We start from the raw sequence: 22885 nt of genomic DNA, 5'->3' as shown, positions 1-22885 counted from the left end.
GCAGCTAAGCTCTACTGATAGTAAAATGAACCCGCCTGGTGCGGGTTTTTTATTACATAAATTTCAGACAGCTGCCCGGTTTTCCTGTCTGGATGCGGGGCGCTGAAGCGCTCTGACCCGCTGATCAGGGATAGTGCTGTTGAGTCAGCCCCGAGTCTGAAGCTGCAGCCCTCTCACTCGCACAGTAGAAATTTATCGTCCAGACTTACCCCAAAGACATGGTTTGTGCAGGCATTGTGCTTTACACTGCGCGCTGCAAAAACTGAGTAGATAAACAATTAAGTAGGCGGTAATGGCGATGAAAGGCACGATCACAACCTGGTTTCAGGATAAAGGTTTTGGATTTATCAAAGATGAAAACGGTGACAACCGTTACTTTCATGTGATTAAGGTCGCCAACCCTGATTTGATTAAGAAAAATGCAGCGGTGACTTTTGAACCCACCACCAATAACAAGGGCTTGTCAGCCTATGCGGTGAAAGTCGTACCGGAAAGCAAATATATTTTTATTGCCGGTGAGCGCATTAAGCTCACGTCGATCAAGTCTTACCTGGTTTACAGCGAAGAAGTGCCTGCCGATACCCGCATCGATAAGGAAAATGCGTTGTTGTCTGTGGGGATTCTGATGAAAAGTATCAGACCGAAAGCAGCTGCTGAACCCGCTGAATTGCGCTCACAGAAAAAACTGGCGATCACCACTTTCCAGGGAACAACGTTAATTTTTTCGGAAGATGAGATTGACGTGGAAGCCACGGTAAAAATGCTCAAGCTGAAATAATTCTTCCCGCCCCTGTGCCGGGATCCTGCGTTATTAATCCGCGTGATTTCGGCCTTAATATGTCGCTATATCATTATTATCGTCATCGTTTGCCCCTCATTGGGTTGTTTCATCCGGCGACCATCACCACGCCTCGCTTGCCATGTAACCAATGCGGTAATTTTCCCTGGCCATGTGCGGTGCATCGCCAAAATCGACCTGCAATAGCTGCCAGCGGCTGATATCCCAGGCGCTAAGATGTCCGTCAAGAGGCAATAAAGAAAGATCGCTGTGTGCGGGAATATTCTGTTTGGTTATTGATAGCCAGCTGGCGCTTCTTATCTCATCCATACAGGGGAGATGTAGCGCCAGCCAGGTCTCAATCTGTGGCCAGCCAAAATCCTGCGTCAGCTTTTTAAAGGCAGGACTCTGTAAAAACATGGTCATCGCGTTGGCATTCTTCCAGACATAGAGCGGGGCATAGCGGTTTTCATTGCTATATCCTTCACCGCATTTGGCAACGAGCCAGGCTTTAAACAACAAACCTGAAAAGCCGTTTAACTTTGCCCCATTCTCCTCAATGCGTTTCTCAATGATGGTCATGTCATAATTAGCGGGCAAGGTAAAACGATATTGCATCACAATCATAATCCCTCCTCAGAGAGTAATCGCCCATTACTGAAACTCCATTCATCGGCGGTATTAAATTGAATAATCACCATCACGTCATCCGGGCTAATATCCAGCGCCGTGTTGAGTTGATCGCATAATGTGCGACAGAGATTCTTCTTCTGCTCGAAAGAGCGGGGCCTGCCTGCGGTGATATGGAACTGAATAAAATTGTCGCTGCGACCGGTGCTTTTATAGTGATGGTCAAACACACGCAGACCGGCAGCTGGCGTTTCGAAAACCTGAAAGCGATCGTGGGGAGGGACGGCAAATTCTTTCTCAAGGCTTTGTTGCAGAATGTCGGAAATTTGCACAATTTGCTCGTCGCTAAAACCCGGACGCAGAGTGATACGGGTGAAAGGCATCAGTGTTTATCCTCTTCCAGGCATTCGAGGGCGGAAACCGCCGCAGGCCAGCCCGCGTAAAATGCCAGGTGCGTGAAAGTTTCAACAAGCTCTTCACGGTTCAGGCCATTTTGTTGCGCGAAGCGGATATGCCATGGCAACTGCTGGATACGGCCAAGAGCCGTCAGGGCTGCAAGCGTAATTAAGCTACGTTCACGCGGGGAAAGAGGTTCACGTTGCCAGATATCATTGAAAAGTAAATCCTGACTCAGTTCGGCCAACTTCGGCGCAACACGGGCCAGGGTTTCGCGATCAAGGGACTTCGTCATAGTTGTTACTCCGTATTGACAGTGAAGTCATTCTGGCGCGATATTTTGATCCTGAAAATTGAATTAATTAAGACTTACTATCCCGAATTTCAGGATGATGATGACTAAACTTCCTTTGACGCTCGACCTGGATGCACTGCGCAGTTTCGTGACCGGCATCGAGTGCGGCAGCTTTGCGCAGGCGGCACATCGCCTCTGCCGTTCAACTTCGGCTGTAAGCGCACAGCTTAAAAAACTGGAACAGCAGTGCGGTGCCGATCTGGTGGTCAGGAATGGCCGCCATCTGGCGTTGACCCATAATGGCGAGATAATTATGGGGTATGCCCGTCGGTTGTTAGCGCTAAATGATGAAGCGCTGCTAGCCCTGAATGGCAAGCTGATGCAGGGTGAAATACGTATTGGTATGCAGGAAGATTTTGGCGAGTCGCTTATGCCGGGCATCCTTGGTGAGTTCAAACGCCACCATCCGGGGATGCGTATTATTGCCCGCGTCGATCGCAACCGGGGATTGCTGAATGCGATCAATGATAACGCGCTGGATATGGCGCTGTTATGGCAACCGGAGAATGCGCAGCGTGGAGGCAAATTGATCGGTCAGTGCTCGCTGGAGTGGATAACGCACCCAAAACTGGATATCAGTACGCTGCTGGCGCAGGGCATGCCATTACCGCTGGTGATGCTTGAAAGCCCGTGCCTGATGCGTTCCCGTGCCATCGAATGTCTGGACCGGGCGAACATCGCCTGGCAAGTGGTATTTGTCAGCCAAAGCTTGAGTGGCATTTGGGCGGCGTTGCAGGCAGGGCTGGGTATCACCGTGCGAACACGTATCGGAATGCCCGGTAACTTGCGCGTTGCCGGGAGTATTTTGCCCTCACCGGGGAATCTTGGTATTACGCTGGAGCAGGGGCTGGGAAATGAAGCCATTCATGGAGCGCAGGTGGTGCTGGGGCAACTCATGGAAGAAGCGCTGCTAAGTGCCAGGAACGGACATCAATAACACAACGGCGCGGAGCATTAGCGTTAAGAACCATTTACTGCTCGACATAGGTTTCAATTCCACATGTGGAAAAAATATCATATCCTTATCAATCACCTGGCACCGCCCAGTCGCTTAGCTACGGCACCGCCCAGCGCTATGCTATTGATTAACAACCACGGGGTTGATCATGCAGCATCCAATTAAATTTGGTCGTATAGCAGCCGTATTGCCAGTCAAAAATATCAATATTTCCAAAGCGTTTTACATAAATGGGCTCAATTTCAAAAATGTTTTTGAAAATGGAGACCCTGTAGGCTTCGTGATACTAAGACGTGAAGACGCTGAATTACATTTAACTCTTCAACCACAGTACAAAGCCCCTTCCTTTCCTGTCGCGCACCTTCTTGTCGATGATGCAAATGTACTTTATAGCCAATGTCAGAATGTTGGTGCCAGAATTATCAAAGGCATACAAGATAAAGATTATGGCATACGGGCGTTTGTCTTCGCTGATCCAGATGGGAATCGTATCGATGTTGGACAGATTCTGAATCAGTAATTAAGGGCAGATTGCTACGCAAAAAGGTCGCCTGTAAAGGGCGACCGGACAGTCAGAACAAAAAATTTGGGTGATGTTGTTGATGAATGAAGGCGCAGACATTCGCTTTAGAGCAGGCGCTTCCGTTAGTCGCTCATAGCTACCCTGCCTAACTTCTTGATGGGCAGCTTCGTGCCAGATACGGACATGATGGATCCTCCCCTCTTGGATTTATCAAAGGGAATAAAATTCATGGCTATTTCTCCGTTCTGTTCCAGGGCATTTTTAACAGTAAACTCGCCATGCCACAGAAGCCACTCACTCCAGCAAACAGTAAACCTGCACCGACAAAGCCGGAAAGTAAAAACAGTCTGCTATCAGCGGTATATCCCAATACCACGCCGATAAGAATCAGTGTGCCTGCAACAATCTGAACTTGCCTCATGACAGGCAACGGTTGTTTTTTGTCTTCGATAGTCGGGAGGTGGGCGCTCTTCCACGCGTTAATGCCGCCTGTCATCAGTAAAGCCTGCGCAGGGCTTGCCGCTTTCATGAGCGCGCTGGCATTTTGGGCCGTGCGTATTCCTGCCTGACAATGAAAAATGACGGGCTGTTGCTCTGCACCCTCCACCGTTTTACCTGCCGTCATCTCGGTAAGCGGAAGCGAGTGCGCGTGCGGTATGTGTTCACGCAGGTATTCAGCGCGGTCCCGAATATCAATCAGCACAGCCCCTTGATCAATCAGTTTTTTGGCTTCGAGCGGTGATACCGATTCTGGCGTCATTTGAAATCCTCCGGACAGTAAATCTCTTTTAACGTGGAGATGACTTTTTTCACCGCATCGTTTTTGATGAAATAGTTCACTCTTTGCGCCACCCGCTCAGACTCAATCAAACCATCTTCTTTCATTTTCGCCAGGTGCTGAGAGGTTGCAGAAGGCGTTAAGCCGGTCAATTGCCCCAAATCCCCTGACGAAGTGCCGGGTTTATCAATGAGAATGCAGAGGATCAATAGCCGATTGCTGTTACTCATCGACTTAAGCAGCGTGGTTGCAAGCTGGGCACTTTCCTGTAATTGGAACAGCTGAGTCTCTTTCATTTTTTACTTTAGCATTATCTAAATTTAGAAAAATCTAAATCAAATGACACTCACATGCAATCAAAAGATTTCAGTGCCTGGCGCGCTTTACCACACCAGTGGCGTGTTATGAATGTTACTGCCCGGATTGAAACGTTATGCTGTTACCTGAAACCCGCTTCATATCCGAAGATCATTCATTCCTGGAAATCTGACCATGGCACGTAACCGCACTTTCTCACTCGATATTGGCTGGAGAACGCTGCTGAAAGACGCAGGCATGCAGCCTGAACATGTATTGCGTAAGGCTGGTTTGCCCGACGATCTTTTTTCAGGAACAAAGCGCGGACTCGATACTGACGAATATTTTCGTTTCTGGCGCGCACTGGAGACGGAAGCGAATGATGTTGCTTTTCCCTTACGGCTGGTAGAAATGGTCACCACCGAAGTTTTCGATCCTCCGCTTTTCGCCGCGCTTTGCAGCAGCAATATGATGCAGGCGATGCAACGACTGGCACGATATAAGCAGCTGATTGCGCCGATGGTGCTGGAGACCGCGGTGGATCGAACCGGTGTCCTGACCGTATCACCGCGCTGGTTGTCAGTCGTGACAGGTATACCCCTGTCTCTGCAAGTGGCAGAGCTTGCCTTCTTCCTGCGACTGCTGCGGCTGGCAACCCGTGAACCTATTCAGGCGTTGAAAGTGATGCTCCCTCAGCTTCCCTCCGGAATTGCGGCCCGCCACTTTGCAGGTTTCTTCGGTATCGCTGTGCAGTATGGTGAAAAGCCAGCCATCAGTTTTTCCGCCACGGATGCACTTCGACCATTTTTGACGGTGAATGAAGGCATGTGGCAGATATTTGAGCCTGAGCTGCGACGTCGTCTGAGTCAGCTGGATGCAACGGCTTCAACCGCCGAACGGGTGCGTGCGGTACTTCTGGAACTGCTGCCGGCTAACGAAGCGACTATTGAGAAAACAGCAGAACGTCTGGGTATGAGCAAACGCACCCTTCAGCGCAGGCTTGAGGAGGAGGGGGACAATTTCCGCACCCTGATCAACGGCTGTCGGGAAAACCTGGCCCGCCATTATCTGTGCAATACCAGTCTATCTGGCTACGAGATTGCGTTCCTGCTTGGCTTTGAAGACCCTAATTCATTCTATCGGGCATTTATGGCCTGGACTGGCCAGACTCCGGAAACTGTCAGGGGATCCCTGCGTCTCAATTAAAAGAGAACACGATGATGATGTCAGAAAAAAAACGCGTTGTGCTACTTGCGGGTGCTACCGGCCTGGTGGGGGGCAAGCTGCTGCAAATTTTGCTAAACGATCCGGATATTGCATGCGTTCATGCGCTGAGTCGGAAACCGCCGGCAATCAGCCACCCAAAGTTAACCGTCCACCTGGTCGATTTTGCTTCTTTGCCGCAACTGCCCCGTGCCGATGAAGCCTACCTTGCTCTGGGAACAACGATTAAAGTCGCGGGGAGCCGGGAGGCGTTCCGGGCGGTGGATTTCGATGCCAACATGGCGGTTGCCCGGGCGGCGCTTTCAGCAGGCGTAAGCCGGGTAGGGCTGGTCAGTGCGGGTGGCGCCAATGCGCGATCATCCATGTTTTACACCCGCGTGAAAGGTGAACTGGAACAGGCGCTCAGAGCCATGCCGTTTACCACCTTGGTGATTGCGCGGCCCTCTTTGCTGCTTGACTCCCGTGATGGGCTGGGGCAGCCAGTACGTCCGGGAGAACTTATTTTCATACCGATCGCCAGGCTGCTATCTCCCATTCTGCCCGGTGCTTATAAGCCCATCGAGGCGCTGGCTGTTGCCCGGGCGCTGGCACAGCAGGTGCCCACCACAACGGGTGTTGTTGTGCTGGCTTCTGACCAGATGATCAAACTGGGGAAATCCGGGCGCGTTTAGCAAGCGCTCTGGCGCGTAGTGCAAGATAGATCCGGTCTGTGTTGAGGCAAACTGGGGGCAGTTCACTTAACGAGGTGCCTATGTTTACTCAGGAAAACAAAACCGCGCTGGTTACCGGCGCATCGTCAGGCATGGGCAAGGCCATTGCTCGTCGTTTGATCGAGGAGGGCTATCAGGTCTACGTGGCTGCCCGCAGTGTCGGGAAAATGGCTGATCTGGCTCTGCTCGGAGCACAGCCACTGCGGATGGATATTTCCAAAGATGAAGAGATTGTATCCGGCGTAAACACGATTCTGGCGCAGACTGGTGGTGTCGATGTGCTGGTCAACAATGCCGGATTTGGCCTGTACGGGCCGGTAGAAGAGATCGGTATTGATGAGGCTCGCTACCAGTTTGAGGTGAATTTGTTCGGTGCAGCACGGCTCACGCAGCTGCTGCTCCCGGCGATGCGCGTCAGACGCAGCGGGCGCATTGTCAACATCACCTCGATGGGTGGAAAGATGTACAGCATCCTGGGTGCCTGGTACCACGCAACCAAACACGCACTGGAAGGATGGTCAGACTGCCTGCGTCTGGAAGTCGCCGGATTTGGTATCAAGGTCGTGATCGTCGAACCGGGAGTGATAGAGACGGGCTTCGGTGAGGGTGCCAGTGACAGTATCGTCAAACGTTCGGCCAGCGGACCCTATGGTCAGTTGGTGAAGAGGGTGGCTATGTCGATCAAAAACACTTACGGACAGGGTAAAGGCAGTGATCCGAACCTTATCGCGGAGGTGGTCTCGCGAGCGGTTAACAGCAGCAACCCACGCACACGCTATGCGGCCGGTAAATTTGCAAAGATGTTGATCCGTATGCGCGTCTGGCTGGGTGACCGCCTATTCGACCGTATCATTCTCAGTCAGACCCGCTGACGTAACATTGTGACCCAGTCCGGTTGCATCATATCGCTCACCCCGGACTGAGTTTTCTTCATCTGCCCGGCTATGTTAGCCCAGCAGTTCTCTGCGCACGATTTCTGCGCCAGCACTTAACGCATTCAGCTTGCCTCTGGCTACCCGGCGAGATAAAGGCGTCATGCCACAGTTGGTAGAGGGATAGAGTTTATCGGCGTCAACAAACTTCAATGCATTGCGTATGGTATTCGCCACTTCTTCCGCTGTTTCAATGGTATTGGTTGCCACATCAATGGCGCCAACCATCACTTTTTTACCGCGAATAAGCTCAATGAGATCCATTGGCACGCGAGAGTTGTGACATTCCAGTGAAATGATATCGATATCTGATTTTTGCAGTTTGGGGAAAACTTCCTCATATTGACGCCACTCGGTCCCCAGCGTCTTTTTCCAGTCGGTATTGGCTTTGATGCCATAGCCATAGCAAATATGCACAGCCGTTTCACATTTAAGCCCTTCAATGGCTTTTTCCAGGGCAGCAATCCCCCAGTCATTCACCTCATCAAAGAAAACATTAAATGCAGGCTCATCAAACTGGATAATATCGACACCAGCAGCTTCTAATTCTCTGGCTTCCTGATTAAGAATTTTGGCGAATTCCCAGGCGAGTTTTTCGCGACTTTTATAATGCCCATCATAGAGGGTATCAATCATCGTCATCGGACCTGGCAGCGCCCATTTAATCGGCTGAGTGGTTTGCTGACGTAAAAATTTGGCATCTTCCACAAATACCGGTTTCTGGCGCGCCACTTCACCCACGACGCTGGGTACGCTCGCATCATAGCGATTACGAATTTTAACGATTTCACGTTTTTCAAAATCAACGCCGCTGAGGTGTTCGATGAAGGTCGTGACAAAATGCTGACGTGTTTGCTCGCCATCACTGACAATATCAATACCGGCTTTGAGTTGATCCTCCAGGCACAAACGCAGAGCATCTTGTTTACCGTCAATTAATTCCTCACCCTCTAATTTCCAGGGTGACCACAGTGTCTCTGGCTGTGCCAGCCAGGACGGTTTGGGTAAGCTGCCGGCAGTTGAAGTGGGTAATAACTTTTTCATCACAGGTGACCTTTTATTTTAGGTTAATCAAAGAACGGCAGTAGCAGACCATTGCTCAAGCACAGTTTGATATGGTTTGATGAAGTTCTCTTCAGTAAACTTTCCCTGCTCAATAGCCAACTGGCTACGTTCTTCTCGATCATAAACAATGCGGGTTAACGAATAATCCGGGTGCTTCAGGTTTGGCTGATAGCATTGCCCTGCAGCCGAATTCGCGTTGTAAATTTCAGGGCGGTAAATCTTTTGAAAAGTCTCCATCGTGCTGATGGTACTGATCAGTTCAAGATTCGAGTAATCACTGAGCAAATCGCCAGAAAAATAGAATGCTAAAGGCGCAGCACTATTCGGTGGCATAAAATAACGTGCCTGCAAGCCCATTTTTGCGAAATAATGATCGGTCAGGGAGAGTTCATCTTGCTGGTATTCGATGCCCAATACCGGATGTTGATTTCCCGTCTGATGATAGGTGTTTTTACTGGAAACACTCAGGCAGATAACCGGTGGCTTATTAAAGTTCTCTTTGTAAGCGTCTGAATTAACGAACTGCTTAAAGATGTTGCCATGCAGATCGCCAAAGTTTTCCGGCGTGGCGAATCCGGATTGGTTTTTATTGTGTTCAGGCAATACGACGCTAAAGTCATAATCGCGCACATAGGAGGAGAAGTTATTCCCTACAATGCCTGCAATACGTTGATTAGTTTTTTTATCAACGATATTGGTTTTCAGGATTTCAATCACCGGGAAGGCGTTGCCATGGCCTTCGAGGTTAATATTCAACTCGGCAGAAATGATGTCCAGCTCGACAGCATAACGATCGCCATTAGGGTTATCCCAATGCGCCAGAGAATTGAAACGATTGTCAATCATCACCAGGGCGTTGCGCAGGTTTTCCTGACGTTTATCCCCTCTGGCCAGATTAGCAAAGTTGGTGGTGATGCGAGTGTTTTGGGAGGGGTTATAATTTTCGTCGAAACGAAGGCTTTTAACCGTAAATGAAAAATGCTTATTCATGGTGATCTGGTGTCCTGGTATCCAATATAAAGCCTGATTTTTTCTTGTCTTTTGAGTGTTGCCCAATTTGATGGCGGGCGTTCTCAATCAGTTGCCTTTATATTGTTTTGAAGTTAACAATGCATCTTTTATGCCAGAAGAGTTGTATGAGGAAAAGTGATTAAATTTCAATGGAACATGAGTCATCTTCATGTTCTGGTTCCCTGTCAGTGAATCGGGCACGAGCCTGACAGCAGCCCGCACCCGGCTTTCGTTTTTAATCCACCCCCAGATTATTCCCAGTCATTAAACCCACCATCCGGTTCTCATCCATATCCTGTTGTTCCAGCGTTGCGACAACGCGCCCGTGGTACATCACCAGACAGCGATCGACCAGCGCCTGTAATTCAGGTAGATCGGTGGAGTAAACCAGCACCGAACCGCCATCCGCCACAAACTGACGAATCGCCTGATAGATAACTTCTTTAGTTCCGACATCAACACCGCGCGTTGGGTCGAATAACAGCAAGGTTTTCGCCCCGGACAGCAGCGCCCGCGCAATCAGTGCTTTTTGCTGATTGCCGCCGGACAGGGTGCCAATTTTAAAATTCAGGTAGCGGGTGCTGAGCTCCACGCGCGGGGCGACGCAACCAATTGCCTCGTCTTCGGCATCGCGTTTAATCAGGCCCAGCCGGGTAAACCGCGACAGCACCGAAGGCGTCACATTGGCAGCGGTGGACAGGGTGGGAAAAATCCCTTCGCTTTTACGGTCTTCCGGCACAAAGGCTATCCCGCTATGCAAATTCAGCGCCTCACGGGAGTGGCGTAAATTGACCACATGCCCATCCAGTTGTATTTGTCCGCTGCCGGGTTTCATCAGGCCTGCAAGGGTACGAAACAATTCCCGCTGCCCCTGTCCTTCAAGGGCTGCCACGCCCAGTATTTCGCCCTGATGGAGTTCCAGCGAGACATCCGCAAAGGCATTGCTACTCAAGTCATTGGTCACCAGGCGGGGGAGGTGCGCTGCGATGGCGGGTTGACGGCGGGTGGTCGAGCGCTGGCTGGATCGGCGGCCCACCATCAGGGCGAAAATATCATCATTGCTGACGGCGGATAAATCGACGGTTTCGATACTTTTTCCGCTGCGTAGCACCGTGGCATGGCTGGCGATGGCACGAATTTCAGCCAGACGATGCGAGATATACAGCACGGAACTGCCCTGTTGCGTCAGGCGGCGCACCAGACGGAATAACCACTCCACATCAGCCAGCGCCCCGGTCGGTTCATCGAGGATCAACAGGCGGGGATTGAGGTGCATCGCACGCACGATCTCCAGCCGCTGACGCGCTGCTAATGACAGGCTTTCGACATTGGCCTGCGGCGAGATATCGAAGACATCATGTTGATTAAGAATGATTTCGGTTTCCTGCTGCATGCGTTTGCGCGCGGGCAGGCCAAATGCATTCTTCGGTGCATGGGGCAGAAAAAAATTCTGCGCCACGCTGAGATTAGGCAACAGGCTCAGTTCCTGAAATGCGGTGCTGACCCCGAGTCTGCGGGCGTGCTGGAGGGAATGCGGCGCGTAAGTCTCGCCGTCCATTGTCATGGCTCCGCTATTGGGGGCAACTACGCCGGAGAGGATTTTCACCAGCGTGGATTTTCCGGCACCGTTTTCACCGAGAATAGCCTGCACCTGACCCGGCTGCAGCGTCATGCTGACTTCCTCCAGCGCGACGGTCGGACCATAGGATTTGGCGACAGATGAAAGGTGAATGCCTTGCGGCATGGCATGTTGCATGGTGCGTCTCCTGTCGCCCGATGGCAGCAGACCATCAGGCGACGTCAGGCAAAATTATGGGGTGACGGTTGGCTTCACTTTGGTGAGCTTGTATTCATCCGGTGCGGCCTGGCAGCGATCACAGTTGATCCCTGGTTCATCGGCAGCCTTCACAATAGCGGCAGGCAGAGGCTGGATAGTGGTGCCTGGCGTAGGGATACCCTTCAGAGCTGAATCGAGTGAGACCTCAGGCAAATACACCGGGTTATAGATTTCGGCGGAGAATCCTTCCGGCACCATATTGGCCGGGAACACATTACAACCCTCAGTGATTTTTCCGTCCTGACACATTTTGACCTGATCGGCGGTAACCCACGGCAATGGATATTCGATGTTGGTCGGCGGCAGATTGCGCTTACCGGTGAGGACTTCCATCATCAGTTTGAAAGCATAACCAGCGGTGGCAGGCGGCGAACCGGCTGATACGCCACTCAGCCCACGTTTGCGATAATCCGCATTCAGGAAGCCTAAGCGAAACCCGTTCATATTTTCGCCCATAATCGGGATCATCTTGCCTTTGCGGTCCGCAACGGCGTTCAGCACCCCGGCTTCACCCAATTCTGACCAGATACCATTGACATCAGGATGGGCGGCAAGCGCTTTCGCGGTTTCGCGCTGGCTAATACGATCGTCCCAGTAACCATAATATTCGGAGACAATCTGGATGCCTGGATATTGTTTAAAAATATGCATCGCACCATCGTAATGACGTTTATCCACCGAGGTGCCAGGCACACCACGGTTCATAAATATTTTCCCTTTACCGCCTAATTCATTGACCAGTTCCTGAGCCATGTTTTCACCCGCACCCGCCGAAATATAACTGACGTTATAGGCACATTTCTCGGTGACGGTGGAGTCAAACATAAAGAATTTCACCCCCTGGCTGCAACCGCGGCGAATAACCCGGTTTAATGCGGTGGGAGAAATAGGAAAACTAATAATGCCATCCGCTTTTGCCGCAATCATACTTTCATAAGCGGAGATTTGCGCCTGCGGATCGGTGCCGGAAATCACCTCGGTCAGGTCCACCATCTTGTCATAAGGTGGCGTTTTTGCGAGTGATTTTATAATGTTTGCGGTTTCGCTCATCCAGTTATTTCCGCTATAACTTAAGCTGAGGAATATTTTGTATTTCTTCGGCGGTTCATCGGCGTGAACAGCGGAAACCGTTCCGGCCATCAGCATGCAGGCGCAGGCTAACGCCGCGTATTTTTTTACACGTGTTTGAAAGGACATAATGACTCCAGAAAATAGAATGTTAGCGTTCAGGTATTACATTTATTTAGAAAAGGCACCGATTTTCTTTGATAAAATTAAAATAGAATTAATGGAGCCGGACTGGAATAACAGCGCCAGCAGAATAATTAAGCCGGAAACAATTAAGCGCCAGCCCTGGTCTAATCCGGTCGCAGCAATCACCGAATCGACGGTGGTTAAAAACAGCGAGCCTGCCAGCGTACCGATAAAGGTTCCTTTGCCGCCGAGGATGGAGGATCCACCTACCACTACGGCGGCAATTGAGGGCAGTAAATAGGGATCACCCATACGCAACGTGGCACCATCGGAATAGCCGGTCAGCAGTGCACCGCCCAGTGCCGCACATAAGCCGCTCAGGGCATACGCCAGTACCGTTACCTTGCCCACCGGAATACCGCTAATGGCGGCGGCACGTCCGTTGCCACCCAGTGCATACAGCTGGCGGCCAAACAGGGTGCGTGACTGGAGCAACAGCGCCAGCAGGCTGAACACGATAAAGAACAGCAAAATACCGGGGATACCGAACAGGCTGCCTTTTACCACGGCCGAAAGCAGCGGGGGCGAAGCACCGAGGGTACTGCCACCGCTTGCCCCCAGCGCCAGTGAAGCCACGATGATGCCGGACCCCATCGTCATAATGAACGGCGGAATGCGCAGCAGCGTAATGCCCAGGCCGCTGATAGCGCCAATCGCGGCGGCAGAGAGCAGAATTAACGGCAGCATCCACAACGTATTGCTGCCATTCTCGCCAATCATCCCTGCGGCCATCACACCGCCATACATGAATAACGAGGCGACGGAGAGATCCATCCCCCCGGACAGAATCACCAGTCCCTGACCAAAAGCCACCACCAGTAAAAATGAGGCGAGGGTGATAATCATCATCACCTGCGACCAGGAACCGAGGGCCGGGCTTATCAGGCGTGAGGCAAGAATCATCACCACGGTCAGCAGTAATAACAGCACTGGCGCAATGAAATCGGCATTCAGACGGCTACCGCTGCGGCGATCGTCGCGGTTGATCTCCGCGCGGGCTATGGTTGCTTTGTTCATACCGGTGCTCCTTTTTTCGTCGCACGTCGGTTAAGTAAATGGCTGGAGACAATCGACAGGATCAGCAGCACGCCCTGGAAAAACCCGATATAGAACGAGGAGACGCCGAGCGCGAACAACATTTTCTGCATCAGTAGCAGTACCGCCGCGCCCACCATCGAGCCAAACGCACCGCCACGACCCCCGCTCAGGCTGGTGCCACCCAGCGCTACCGCCGCAAAGGACAGCAGCAGGAACGGTTGCCCGGCATTGGGATCGCCGGTCGCGGTTTGCGCGCTGAGCATGAAACCGGCCGCGCCATAGAAACAACCCGCCAGAATGAAGGCTTTGCAACGCGTCCAGCGCACCGCGACACCAGAGAGACCTGCGGCAGTTTCATCTGCGCCGATGGCATAGATAGCGGTACCGGTATCAGTACGTTTGATCACCAGCCAGATCAGGGCGAATATCAGCAGAAACAAGCCCGAGATCGGCAAAACCTGCCACAGGGAATCGGTCAGCGTGTCGCTGATAAACGCCGACACGCTGCCGCCCGGTACCGGCAGCAGCAGCAGGGCGATACCCTGCGCCACAATCATGGTGCCAAGGGTGGCCGCAATGCTCTGCACGCCGTGCCACGCCACCAGATAACCGTTCACCAGCCCAATCAACGCCCCGGCGGCGAGACACATGGCCAGGCTGAAGCAGGCACCGAGCGGTCCCTCAAACGGGAAGACGGCGGTCAGAACGTTGGCAATCGAAATCACCCCAACCAGCGATAAATCGAAGCCTTTTGCCAGCACCACCAGCGTTTGTCCGGCGGCTGCCAGCGCCAGCGGAGCCGCGTTATTCACCAGATTGCCAATCGCGTAAGCGCTAAAGGCATCGGGTTCGGACCAGCCGTACAACAGATACATCAGCACATACAACACCACGGCCAGCACGGCCCCGTTGGGGGCGGTCAAACCTCTTTTCACAGGCCGAGGGGAGCCTGGGGTCCTGGGATCAAGACCCGACGAGAGTGAACTCATATCCGAATATCCTTTAGATAACGGCGAAGATGTGAATTACCCGTTGCGTGACAGCAGGCCTGCGTCGCGGCTATTCGAAGTTAACATCGACTTCGTCATAGCGTTTCAGGCGGTAAATCAGGGCGGAGACACCCCAGCTAATCAGGAACAGGGCAATAATGGCGTAGCCAAGCGTATTGAAATGATCGGTCAGGACCTGCACATCGCGCCAGAAGAGGCCGGTAAACGCCATCTTGTCTGATAGCAAACTCAGCACCTCGATCCCGCCGATAAAAAAGGCCACCACAACCGACATCATGGTAATGGTCAGGTTGTAATACAGCTTGCGGATCGGACGGACAAAGGCCCAGCGATACACTCGGACCATCAGAATTCCGTCCAGCGTATCCACCAGCAGCATCCCGGCGGTAAACAGTGCGGGCATCACCATGATGCTGGCGAAGGAGATCCCGCCCACCGCCTGTGCCGAGGAGAGGCCAAACAGGGCGATCTCCGTGGCGGTATCAAAGCCGATGCCGAAGAGAAAGCCGATAGGAAACAGATGCCAGCTACGGGAAACCAACCGGAACAACGGCCGGAACAGGCGTGCCAGCAAGCCACGACGGTTCAGCAGCATGTCCAGGTCATCCGCGACCACGGTGCCGCCGTTTTTGGCCTGGCGGAAGGTTTTCCACACTGACAGCAAAATCGACAGATTGGCGAAGGCCAACACCAGCATAAATCCGGCAGATGCCAGAGTGCTGATCAGGCTGCCAATTTCCTTCGCATCACCCAACGCCTTATCCAGCGCGCTGGCGGTTAACGCCACAAATAAGCAGCTGATAATGACCACGGCAGCGTGACCCAGCGAAAAGAACGCACCGGCGCTTTCGGCTGAGCGCCCTTCCTGCAACAGTTTGCGCGTCGCGTTATCGATAGCCGCGATATGGTCGGCGTCCACGGCATGGCGCAGGCCAAACATATAGGCTAACAGTGCGGTACCCATCAGCGTGGGCTGCGTGCGAAACTCAACCCATGCCCAGCACCAGGCCAGAATATTGATCACAACAATGCCCCAGCACAGACCTTTCAGACGCGTTGACGATAGAGCTGTATTCATCGGTATCACCTGTAAATTGTGGTATCAACATGGCAGGGAAGGCCGCCAGACGTGGCGGCTCCGAACATTAACGACTTCCCGGCACGATAGTGATCGGCGTTGGGATGCCATGAAGGTGCCCATGGTGATGATGATGATGATGGTCATGATCGTCCTGCACGCCTTTCAGCGTTGAGCAGGGATCGATAATGTGCGCCACCCGATCGAGCTGTACCGGCTGCCCGTGCGGAGTATGCAGATAAGCCAGATGCCACAGCGCCTGGCGATCCTCCACATCCTGCTCACTGACCAGCGCTTTGTGTTGCAACATCATTTCCAGCGTGGTCAGCCACTGGCGATAATAGGCTTCGCCTAAACTTTCCCCGGGCTGCTGTGGTTGCTCGCGGATGGTAGTGGCAAAGGCTTCAACCCACTCACTCCATGAATAAACCCCGTTTTGCGACAGTTGCAGGGCGGTGGCGAAGGCTTCCGCCTGCCAGGGTTCGCCGAACGCCATTTCAGGTTCTTCAGTGGCCGCCTCTGGGGCCAGTGTCATCGACATTAACGTCATGGCTATGCTCCTCAGGCTACTGGCTCGATGTAGTCATCCCACAGGTCGAGGTAGACCGCAGAACCTTCGGTTGCCGCGTCTCCCCATAACTCTTCCGCCTCAAAACGGACGCTGTACAGATGCTGCGGTTTTTCGCCTTTGCCATGGGCATAGGTGTCCGGGAATACGAACGAACCGTGGTATTGCACGATGGTCCCGCTACGTCCACGGACATAGCGCGGTAAACGGGTGTGGCCGATTGGGTGGATATTTTTCGCCCGCACGCTATCACCGGGTGCAAAACGCACCGGCAGGGTGGTTTCACGCACATACACCGGATTGGTTTTTACTGCCGCATAGACCTGCTCTTTCTCTAAAATATTCATGCCTGAGTCTCCTGAGCGGCGAGTTGTTTCACTTTGGCTTCCAGCTCATCCCGCGTGAAAAGGCCGTTTTCGATACCGAGTGTTTCCATGGCGTGATACCAGTGCACGTAATAAGGGGTGCTGAGGTATTCACTGGGATCCATCACCTCAATGGCGTGACGAAACTCATCAATCGGGCAGAGTCCACCGGCAAAATAGAGGCCGATGGTGGAAAATACCTGTTTTTCCCATTCCGCTTTGAATACCGGCTCGTTGAGGTCGATCTGGATCGGCCCCAGGTTATGCATACCGCCAACGTCATGAATCGAATTCATCAGGATCTCCTCAGGATTGCACTGCAGGTAAAAGATCGCTGCCAATCATGGCGTTGCGGGTGACCAGCTCTGCCAGCTCCGCTTCAGTTAAATGTTCACTGCCGCTGGGGCGCTGCGGCAGCACCATATAGCGAATCTCGGCATTGCTATCCCAGACACGGATTTCGACACTGGCTGGCAGGGTGACACCAAATTCCGCCAGCACGCTGCGCGGTTCGATCACGGCGCGGGAGCGGTATTGCGGGGCTTTGTACCAGGTCGGTGGCAGGCCAAGGGTGGGCCACGGATAGCAAGAGCACAGCGTACACACCACCATGTTATGGACGTCCGCGGTATTCTCAGCGACATACATATGCGCGCCTTCCAGGCCGGTGAAACCGAGTTCGGCAATGGCGGCGGTGGCATCGGTCAGCAGGCGCTGTTTATAGTCCGGGTCAGTCCAGGCCTTCGCCACCACTTTGGCGCCGTTTTTCGGGCCAAAACGATGTTCAAAAATATCAATGATTTCATCGACGGCGTCCGCCTGGATGTAGCCCTTCTCAATTAATAACGACTGAATTGCCTTAATCCGCAGCGTCGGAATATTCGGGGGTGTTGTGGGCTCGGTGATAGTGCTCATTGTCTTTCCTCATTTTCTGTTGGTAACGCAATCCGTGAACCATTTCACTGGCGCGGGATTATTTTTCGCAAAAAAAAAGCCCCTAAGCTCTTGCGAGCTACAGGGGCATCTTTGCCATTGTCAGATTATTTATGAAGCAGGCGAACGAAAATATTAAAAAAGCAGCAAACCAATTTAGCGTGACAGGAATATCACATGACGTCTTTAACTAAGCAATATATATGCCATAAAAATAATCTTTGATCCAGTTCATTTTTATGTTTTAAAACATGATGTTATACATGATCCTTGACATCAGTCATCAGGACATAATAAAAGATTATTTCTGTTGCGCATTTTTAGTGCAGCGCCATCACTCTGCTGGTGCGAAATAGCGATGCCATCACAATGATAATAATTTTATATGCCTGATCCAGGCCTCCGGATTAGCAAGTACTATCAGGCAGAACTCTTCCACCGTTTTTTGCTGTTCGGTTGCCAGTTGACGTAATAAAGCATAGGCGGATTGTTCACTAAAATTAAACTCTTTAATCAGTAATAATTGCGCTGATAATAAAAAACGTCGCAGTTGATGCCGGTGTTCAAATTGCTGCAACTGGTCCTGTAATTGCTTCTGACGCTGAAAATCATGGCGCGCCAGAATCAGGGTCGATAGCACTCCCTCAGCTTTAACTGGTTTGCGTAAATAACCATTGATGTTCTGGTCGATCACCCATTTAACCCGTGAAGGGGTTTCCATACCCAGCAGCGCAATTTTTGCCAGTGTGGGCCAGCTGTTTTGTTCCATGCTCTGGATCAGCGCCCGATTATCCGAATCAAAAATCATGCCGTCATATGGCGCATCAAAAATAGTCGGGTGGAAATAGCTAAAACTGTCGCCCGCGATCCCCAGCCGCTGGAACTGGAGCAGCAACGCATTTTCGTCACGGGTATGACAGCCAATGAGTGCGATGCGTAATCCTCTCACCACCATCAGTTGCTTTTGCATATGCAGCTTACCCCCTTGCGACCGGTTACTGACGGGACAAATCGGACCAGGTTAACCACGGGTCCGGTGTCACAGGCGAAGCTGCCTGCCACAGCAGGTGAAACTGACCATCCGCCCCGATGCGCGCCAGGCGTGGCGTCAGGCTGGCATGGTTGTTTTCGCGATTAATCCGGGTTACCCCGTTCGGCGCAATCAGTTCATAGCCGTAAATCGCTTCCTTTACCAGCGCAGGATCATCGCTACCACTGGCCTGGATACCTCTTGCCAGAAAATGGCCGCTCATCCATGCCGCCTCTGCATCGACAGTCGTGGTGGCCTGTTCACCGAAACGCTGGTGATATCGGGCGACAAACTGTTCATTTTGCGCGTTGGCGATGCTATGAAAATAGACCGCTGATACCAGGCAACCTTCCAGCGCTTCAGCCCCGATCATCGCCACTTCACGCTCACACAGGGTCAGGCTCAGGCGCGCGGGAGCCGCTTCACGCAGGAAAGGATGTTCCGGCATCATCGTTTTCCACAGCTGGAAGAAGCGATAGGCGGAGATGCCGACCAGCGTGATCAGAATCACCGGCGGACGACGCGCCAGGATGTCCTGAATAATTGGCAGCACATCGGTTTCCCCCAGCGGCAGAAACTCGCTGGCGATCATTTTTCCACCGCGGGCTTCCACCGTTTCGCGCGTAATGCGGTCGATCTCTTCGGACCAAATATAGTTAGACCCGACGTGATAAACCTCGCGCGGATAATGTGCGAAGACATAATCCAGCATCGGCAGGACATGCTGATTGGGGGCCGCCCCGAGATACATCACATGGTCGCTGCTTTCAAATCCCTCGTAACGAGCGGTGTGCCACAGCAGGGCGTTTGCCCCCTCCACCAGCGGCAGGATCAGTTTGCGCGACGCCGAGGTGTAACAACCGACAATATGTTTCACGCCGTGGCTGTGCAGCAAATCACGGCAATAGCGATAGTAATTCTCCAGCTGGCAGCCGGGATCGCAGACGATCGGTGCGAGGGAAAAGTCCAGGCTATCATCGGCGTTGACCTCTTCAATCGCCAGCATAATGCCGTTCAGCATCTCGCGGCCAATGCTGCCATAGTGCCCGGACACCGAGTAGAGAATGCCGACCGGAATGGTGGACTTACACCTGCGCTCACGCGGTGCGAAAGGGGCTTCTTTTGCTGACATGCGCGTTCTCCTCTCCATTAATCCGCTTCTGCCACCGTGATCAACAAGGGGTAATAATGTGGCTGACGCATCGCCACCAGATCTTTACGGCGTACCACATTGGTGGGATAACCGGAGGCAAGGTTGCTGGTATCGATATCGAGTAACGCCAGGCCTTCGGCATCAGTAATCAGCGTTTCCTGTCGTGGCCAGGCGAAGGTGTCCGGGCCAAAATTGCCGCTCAATCCACTGGCATCGGCATTGGCATAACTGAGATAAACATTGTTCTCACCGGCTCTGACACGGGGTAACAGCCAGTGGTAATCGCAGGCCGCCGTGGATATCGGAAAATTATGCGGTACTGCGGTTCCCGGATGGGGCATCGAAGGCGGCAACGCCAGCGTGGCCGGACAGGCGATAATATCGCAACCCTGCATCGATAATACCCGTCCCGCTTCGGGATACAGCAGGTCTTCACCCAACAGCAGCCCCACGCGGCCGCAGGGGAGGTCAAAGGTTTTCCAGCAATCACCGGCGCGCGCCCAGTGGCGGGTGGCATCACTGAGGTGGGTCTGCCGATAGTGCCCGACCAGGCCATCAGGGCCGATCAGCAATGCGCTGTTGTAGCAGTTATTTTCGTCATCTTTCTCTGCCATTCCCAGCACCAGATACAGTCGCAGGCGAGCCGTCAGTGCCATCAGGTTATGAACGGCCGGATGCTGCTGAGTAATGGCGCTCTCTGAGGAAAGATAAGGCCCGGTCAGGCTGTATTCCGGCAGGGTTAACAATTCCACGCCAGCCTGTGCGGCGGCAGTGGCCCAGTGTGTGATGGTGGTCAGATTGCTTGCTACGTTGCTTACCGGGGTAAACTGCGCCACGGCGATACGCGAGCGTTTGCCCGTCGGCAGCGGGAATTTATCGTAAAGCCGGAAGAAATCGAGCGGATTCCACATAAAGGTGTGCGTCATTAAACTTTTATACAACTCCGGGCGACGGCGGGTTAACTGCGAGCGTAGCATCACTTCCGGCAATAATTCGCCATACACAATGCCATCACCACTGTCTCGCCATGCCTGAACGTTGCCATCCGGGTCGATGATGCAACTGCCGCCGCTGAACTGAACGCCACGTTCGGCACCCCAGCGGTTGCTTTCAATCAGGTAGCAGCCATTTTCATAGGCGCGATTGATCCAGTAAGGTGCCGGGGTACGTTCCGCCAGCCAGTTGCTGATGTGGCAAATCACATCGGCCTGTTGCACACAGGCCAGCCTTGCAGTTTCGATAAAGTGGATGTCCATGCAGATCAGCAGGGCGATATTACCGATCGGCGTGGCGAAGACCTGATGACCGAGATCGCCATTGGCGGCCCATTTAGGTTCTGAGATATAAGGATGGGTCTTGCGGTGTTTACCGATGACACCCTCAGGGCCGATCAGCACTGCGGTGTTGTAATACAGGTCGGTAACGCTATCCACTTCCGGCATACCGAGCACCAGATAGCAGCCATAGTGGGCAGTCAGTTGCGTAAAGCGTGCGGTAGTCGTACCGGGTACGGTCTCGACAAAATCAGCCACTTCTTCCCGATCCATCCAGCAATAGCCCGTGGTGCCCATTTCGGGCATGACAATCAATTGAGCGCCATTACGTGCCGCCTCTTCCACCAGGGCACACAAACGTTGAATATTTTCTTCTTTGCGGAATTGCTGCGGTTCAAATTGAATCGCCGCAACGGACAGGTGCTCTTTAATCATTGTCTTGCTCCTTGAGAAAAAAAAAGCCCCATTGCCGGTTAAGGACAATGGGGCATCTTTGCCTGGTCGTATGCTGATAACTTAGCGATCGACGTCTGAAAACGTTTGACTATGCGATGATTTTGTTAAGCAAATTGAATGCCAGATTTAATATTGATGAAAAATCATGAAGTTATGTGTTTGTGTCAGGCTCGGTGTTTTTCATAAGCACAGTGCTGGTGCAAAAAAGCAGCGAAAATGCATCAGGCGGGTGCGTTAATCACTCTTTATTCGGCAGGTCAATGACCGCACGGATCCGTAGCGGCGCGATTTATCGCGCGGTTCGGTACCCGCTTTACGCTGATATGCAACGGCAGAGGGCGACTTTTTTCCTCTCTCTGCCGTTTCAGCTGTTCCCCAATAATTAACCTCCTTTAAGGGTGTTTTAAGTTTCACTCGTCATCATAGCGACAATACGCTGATGGGGAGTGCCATGATGACTGACACATTAAACGAACTAAAAACTAAAGTTCCACAGGTTACCTTGTTGTTTTGGGTGCTAAAAATGATGTCAACAACGGTGGGGGAAACCGGGGCTGACTGGATTAACTTTGGTTTAGGATTTGGACTGACCCATACCTCAATTATTGTCGCAGGTCTGTTTGTCGTTACGCTGTTGTTTCAGTTGAAATCAGATCGTTATATTCCCTGGCTTTACTGGCTGACTGTGTTACTGGTAAGCATTACCGGCACGCTGATTACCGACTATTTAACTGATCAACTTCAGGTTCCACTACTTTATTCCGTTGCCATGTTTGGCTCGGCATTAGTCATGGTGTTGATGTTCTGGCATCGCACCGAAGGCACGCTGGAATTCGCCACTATTAATACCACTGGCCGGGAGCTGTATTACTGGTTAGCTATCATGATCACCTTTGCTTTTGGTACGGCGCTCGGGGATGCTCTGGCAGAGAAACTGGGACTGGGATATTTGTCCACCACGCTGGTGTTCGCGGTATTGATTGCCATCTGTTGCTTTCTGTGGCGGCTGGCGGTGTTCAGTAGTGTGGCCTGTTTCTGGACGGTGTATGTCCTGACACGCCCGCTCGGTGCGTCACTGGCGGATTTATTCTCGCAACCGATTAAAGAAGGGGGGCTGGGCTACGGCACGACACCGGTGAATATTATTTTCCTGATTGCCATGGTGATTTTAATTAGCGTGTCCAGCATGTCTTATCCGACATCGCGCAATACACCGCACGCCTGAATTTACG

The 22885-nt window shown here is 52.3% G+C and carries 26 protein-coding genes; 7 read left to right on the top strand and 19 right to left on the bottom strand.

Features of this window, described 5'->3' with window-relative positions; all coding sequences use genetic code 11:
* Positions 1–292 precede the first annotated feature (292 nt).
* On the top strand, positions 293–778 hold the full coding sequence (locus RCF31_RS28105) for a cold-shock protein (protein ID WP_416414669.1): 486 nt from the start codon (positions 293–295) through the stop codon (positions 776–778).
* A 123-nt stretch (positions 779–901) separates the two neighbouring features.
* Here the strand turns inward: RCF31_RS28105 and RCF31_RS28100 are convergent, their stop codons facing one another.
* Genes RCF31_RS28100 through RCF31_RS28090 form a run of 3 tightly spaced genes read right to left on the bottom strand, consistent with a single transcriptional unit; the run spans position 902 to position 2099 of the window.
* Positions 902–1405, bottom strand: coding sequence for a DUF4865 family protein (locus RCF31_RS28100; RefSeq protein ID WP_416414668.1), 504 nt, complete (start codon positions 1403–1405; stop codon positions 902–904).
* Positions 1402–1791, bottom strand: a complete 390-nt coding sequence (locus tag RCF31_RS28095; RefSeq protein WP_299453379.1) for a tautomerase family protein — start codon at positions 1789–1791, stop codon at positions 1402–1404. Before RCF31_RS28095 ends, RCF31_RS28100 begins: the two co-directional genes overlap by 4 nt.
* Entirely contained in the window at positions 1791–2099 is a 309-nt protein-coding gene (locus RCF31_RS28090) for a carboxymuconolactone decarboxylase family protein (RefSeq protein WP_416414667.1), read from the bottom strand. Before RCF31_RS28090 ends, RCF31_RS28095 begins: the two co-directional genes overlap by 1 nt.
* A 100-nt stretch (positions 2100–2199) precedes the next feature.
* Between RCF31_RS28090 and RCF31_RS28085 the strand changes: the two genes are divergently transcribed.
* On the top strand, positions 2200–3096 hold the full coding sequence (locus RCF31_RS28085; RefSeq protein WP_416414666.1) for a LysR substrate-binding domain-containing protein: 897 nt from the start codon (positions 2200–2202) through the stop codon (positions 3094–3096).
* 169 nt (positions 3097–3265) lie between these two features.
* Complete coding sequence (locus tag RCF31_RS28080) at positions 3266–3637, top strand: VOC family protein (protein ID WP_416414665.1); 372 nt, start codon at positions 3266–3268, stop codon at positions 3635–3637.
* 235 nt (positions 3638–3872) lie between these two features.
* Here RCF31_RS28080 and RCF31_RS28075 read toward each other — a convergent pair whose 3' ends face one another.
* Together RCF31_RS28075 and RCF31_RS28070 are read right to left on the bottom strand one after the other, a co-directional pair.
* Positions 3873–4400 carry a rhodanese family protein gene (locus RCF31_RS28075; RefSeq protein ID WP_416414664.1) on the bottom strand — a complete coding sequence of 176 codons (528 nt, stop codon included), beginning with the start codon at positions 4398–4400 and terminating at the stop codon, positions 3873–3875.
* Entirely contained in the window at positions 4397–4714 is a 318-nt protein-coding gene (locus RCF31_RS28070) for an ArsR/SmtB family transcription factor (protein ID WP_299453397.1), read from the bottom strand. The genes RCF31_RS28075 and RCF31_RS28070 overlap by 4 nt, the downstream gene beginning before the upstream one ends.
* 196 nt (positions 4715–4910) lie before the next feature.
* Here RCF31_RS28070 and RCF31_RS28065 point away from each other — a divergent pair, with 196 nt between their 5' ends.
* From RCF31_RS28065 to RCF31_RS28055, 3 genes are all read left to right on the top strand, one after another.
* Positions 4911–5921 carry a helix-turn-helix domain-containing protein gene (locus tag RCF31_RS28065; protein WP_416414663.1) on the top strand — a complete coding sequence of 337 codons (1011 nt, stop codon included), beginning with the start codon at positions 4911–4913 and terminating at the stop codon, positions 5919–5921.
* 11 nt (positions 5922–5932) lie between these two features.
* Entirely contained in the window at positions 5933–6610 is a 678-nt protein-coding gene (locus RCF31_RS28060; protein WP_416414662.1) for an NAD(P)H-binding protein, read from the top strand.
* A gap of 80 nt (positions 6611–6690) precedes the next feature.
* Complete coding sequence (locus RCF31_RS28055; RefSeq protein WP_416414661.1) at positions 6691–7521, top strand: oxidoreductase; 831 nt, start codon at positions 6691–6693, stop codon at positions 7519–7521.
* 75 nt (positions 7522–7596) lie between these two features.
* On the opposite strand, the gene RCF31_RS28050 is transcribed toward RCF31_RS28055, so the two are convergent.
* The 14 genes from RCF31_RS28050 to RCF31_RS27985 form a co-directional block, all read right to left on the bottom strand.
* The gene (locus tag RCF31_RS28050; RefSeq protein ID WP_416414660.1) at positions 7597–8625 is read right to left on the bottom strand and encodes a methionine synthase; all 1029 of its coding nucleotides are present in this window, start codon (positions 8623–8625) and stop codon (positions 7597–7599) included.
* A gap of 27 nt (positions 8626–8652) precedes the next feature.
* On the bottom strand, positions 8653–9636 hold the full coding sequence (locus tag RCF31_RS28045) for a DUF1852 domain-containing protein (RefSeq protein ID WP_313685761.1): 984 nt from the start codon (positions 9634–9636) through the stop codon (positions 8653–8655).
* A gap of 256 nt (positions 9637–9892) precedes the next feature.
* A complete protein-coding gene (locus tag RCF31_RS28040; RefSeq protein WP_416414659.1) occupies positions 9893–11413 on the bottom strand; it encodes a sugar ABC transporter ATP-binding protein in 1521 nt (506 codons plus the stop codon).
* A gap of 54 nt (positions 11414–11467) precedes the next feature.
* Positions 11468–12691 (bottom strand): sugar ABC transporter substrate-binding protein, encoded by a 1224-nt coding sequence (locus RCF31_RS28035; RefSeq protein ID WP_416414658.1) that lies wholly within the window; start codon positions 12689–12691, stop codon positions 11468–11470.
* A gap of 42 nt (positions 12692–12733) precedes the next feature.
* On the bottom strand, positions 12734–13765 hold the full coding sequence (locus tag RCF31_RS28030; RefSeq protein WP_416414657.1) for an ABC transporter permease: 1032 nt from the start codon (positions 13763–13765) through the stop codon (positions 12734–12736).
* Positions 13762–14721: an ABC transporter permease gene (locus tag RCF31_RS28025; protein WP_416414656.1), complete on the bottom strand. Its 960-nt coding sequence runs from the start codon at positions 14719–14721 to the stop codon at positions 13762–13764. Before RCF31_RS28025 ends, RCF31_RS28030 begins: the two co-directional genes overlap by 4 nt.
* Before the next feature lie 124 nt (positions 14722–14845).
* Positions 14846–15874, bottom strand: a complete 1029-nt coding sequence (locus RCF31_RS28020) for a HoxN/HupN/NixA family nickel/cobalt transporter (protein WP_416414655.1) — start codon at positions 15872–15874, stop codon at positions 14846–14848.
* Between the two features lie 67 nt (positions 15875–15941).
* Entirely contained in the window at positions 15942–16424 is a 483-nt protein-coding gene (locus tag RCF31_RS28015) for a nitrile hydratase accessory protein (protein ID WP_416414654.1), read from the bottom strand.
* Positions 16425–16435: 11 nt separating this feature from the next.
* Positions 16436–16789, bottom strand: a complete 354-nt coding sequence (locus tag RCF31_RS28010) for an SH3-like domain-containing protein (RefSeq protein ID WP_416414653.1) — start codon at positions 16787–16789, stop codon at positions 16436–16438.
* Positions 16786–17103: a hypothetical protein gene (locus RCF31_RS28005; protein ID WP_416414652.1), complete on the bottom strand. Its 318-nt coding sequence runs from the start codon at positions 17101–17103 to the stop codon at positions 16786–16788. The genes RCF31_RS28010 and RCF31_RS28005 overlap by 4 nt, the downstream gene beginning before the upstream one ends.
* Positions 17104–17113: 10 nt before the next feature.
* Positions 17114–17722, bottom strand: coding sequence for a nitrile hydratase subunit alpha (gene nthA, locus RCF31_RS28000; protein ID WP_416414651.1), 609 nt, complete (start codon positions 17720–17722; stop codon positions 17114–17116).
* Positions 17723–18104: 382 nt separating this feature from the next.
* A complete protein-coding gene (locus RCF31_RS27995) occupies positions 18105–18710 on the bottom strand; it encodes an ANTAR domain-containing response regulator (RefSeq protein ID WP_416414650.1) in 606 nt (201 codons plus the stop codon).
* A gap of 25 nt (positions 18711–18735) precedes the next feature.
* Positions 18736–19902: a transporter substrate-binding domain-containing protein gene (locus tag RCF31_RS27990; protein ID WP_416414649.1), complete on the bottom strand. Its 1167-nt coding sequence runs from the start codon at positions 19900–19902 to the stop codon at positions 18736–18738.
* Positions 19903–19919: 17 nt separating this feature from the next.
* Positions 19920–21632 carry a nitrilase-related carbon-nitrogen hydrolase gene (locus tag RCF31_RS27985; RefSeq protein WP_416414648.1) on the bottom strand — a complete coding sequence of 571 codons (1713 nt, stop codon included), beginning with the start codon at positions 21630–21632 and terminating at the stop codon, positions 19920–19922.
* A gap of 475 nt (positions 21633–22107) precedes the next feature.
* Here RCF31_RS27985 and RCF31_RS27980 point away from each other — a divergent pair, with 475 nt between their 5' ends.
* The gene (locus RCF31_RS27980; RefSeq protein WP_416414647.1) at positions 22108–22878 is read left to right on the top strand and encodes a hypothetical protein; all 771 of its coding nucleotides are present in this window, start codon (positions 22108–22110) and stop codon (positions 22876–22878) included.
* Positions 22879–22885: the final 7 nt, after the last annotated feature.

Source organism: Pantoea sp. App145, from assembly GCF_047947045.1.
Classification (GTDB): Bacteria; Pseudomonadota; Gammaproteobacteria; order Enterobacterales; family Enterobacteriaceae; genus Pantoea.
Note: the sequence above shows the minus strand (reverse complement) of the source record. Positions and strands in the feature narration are given on the sequence as shown.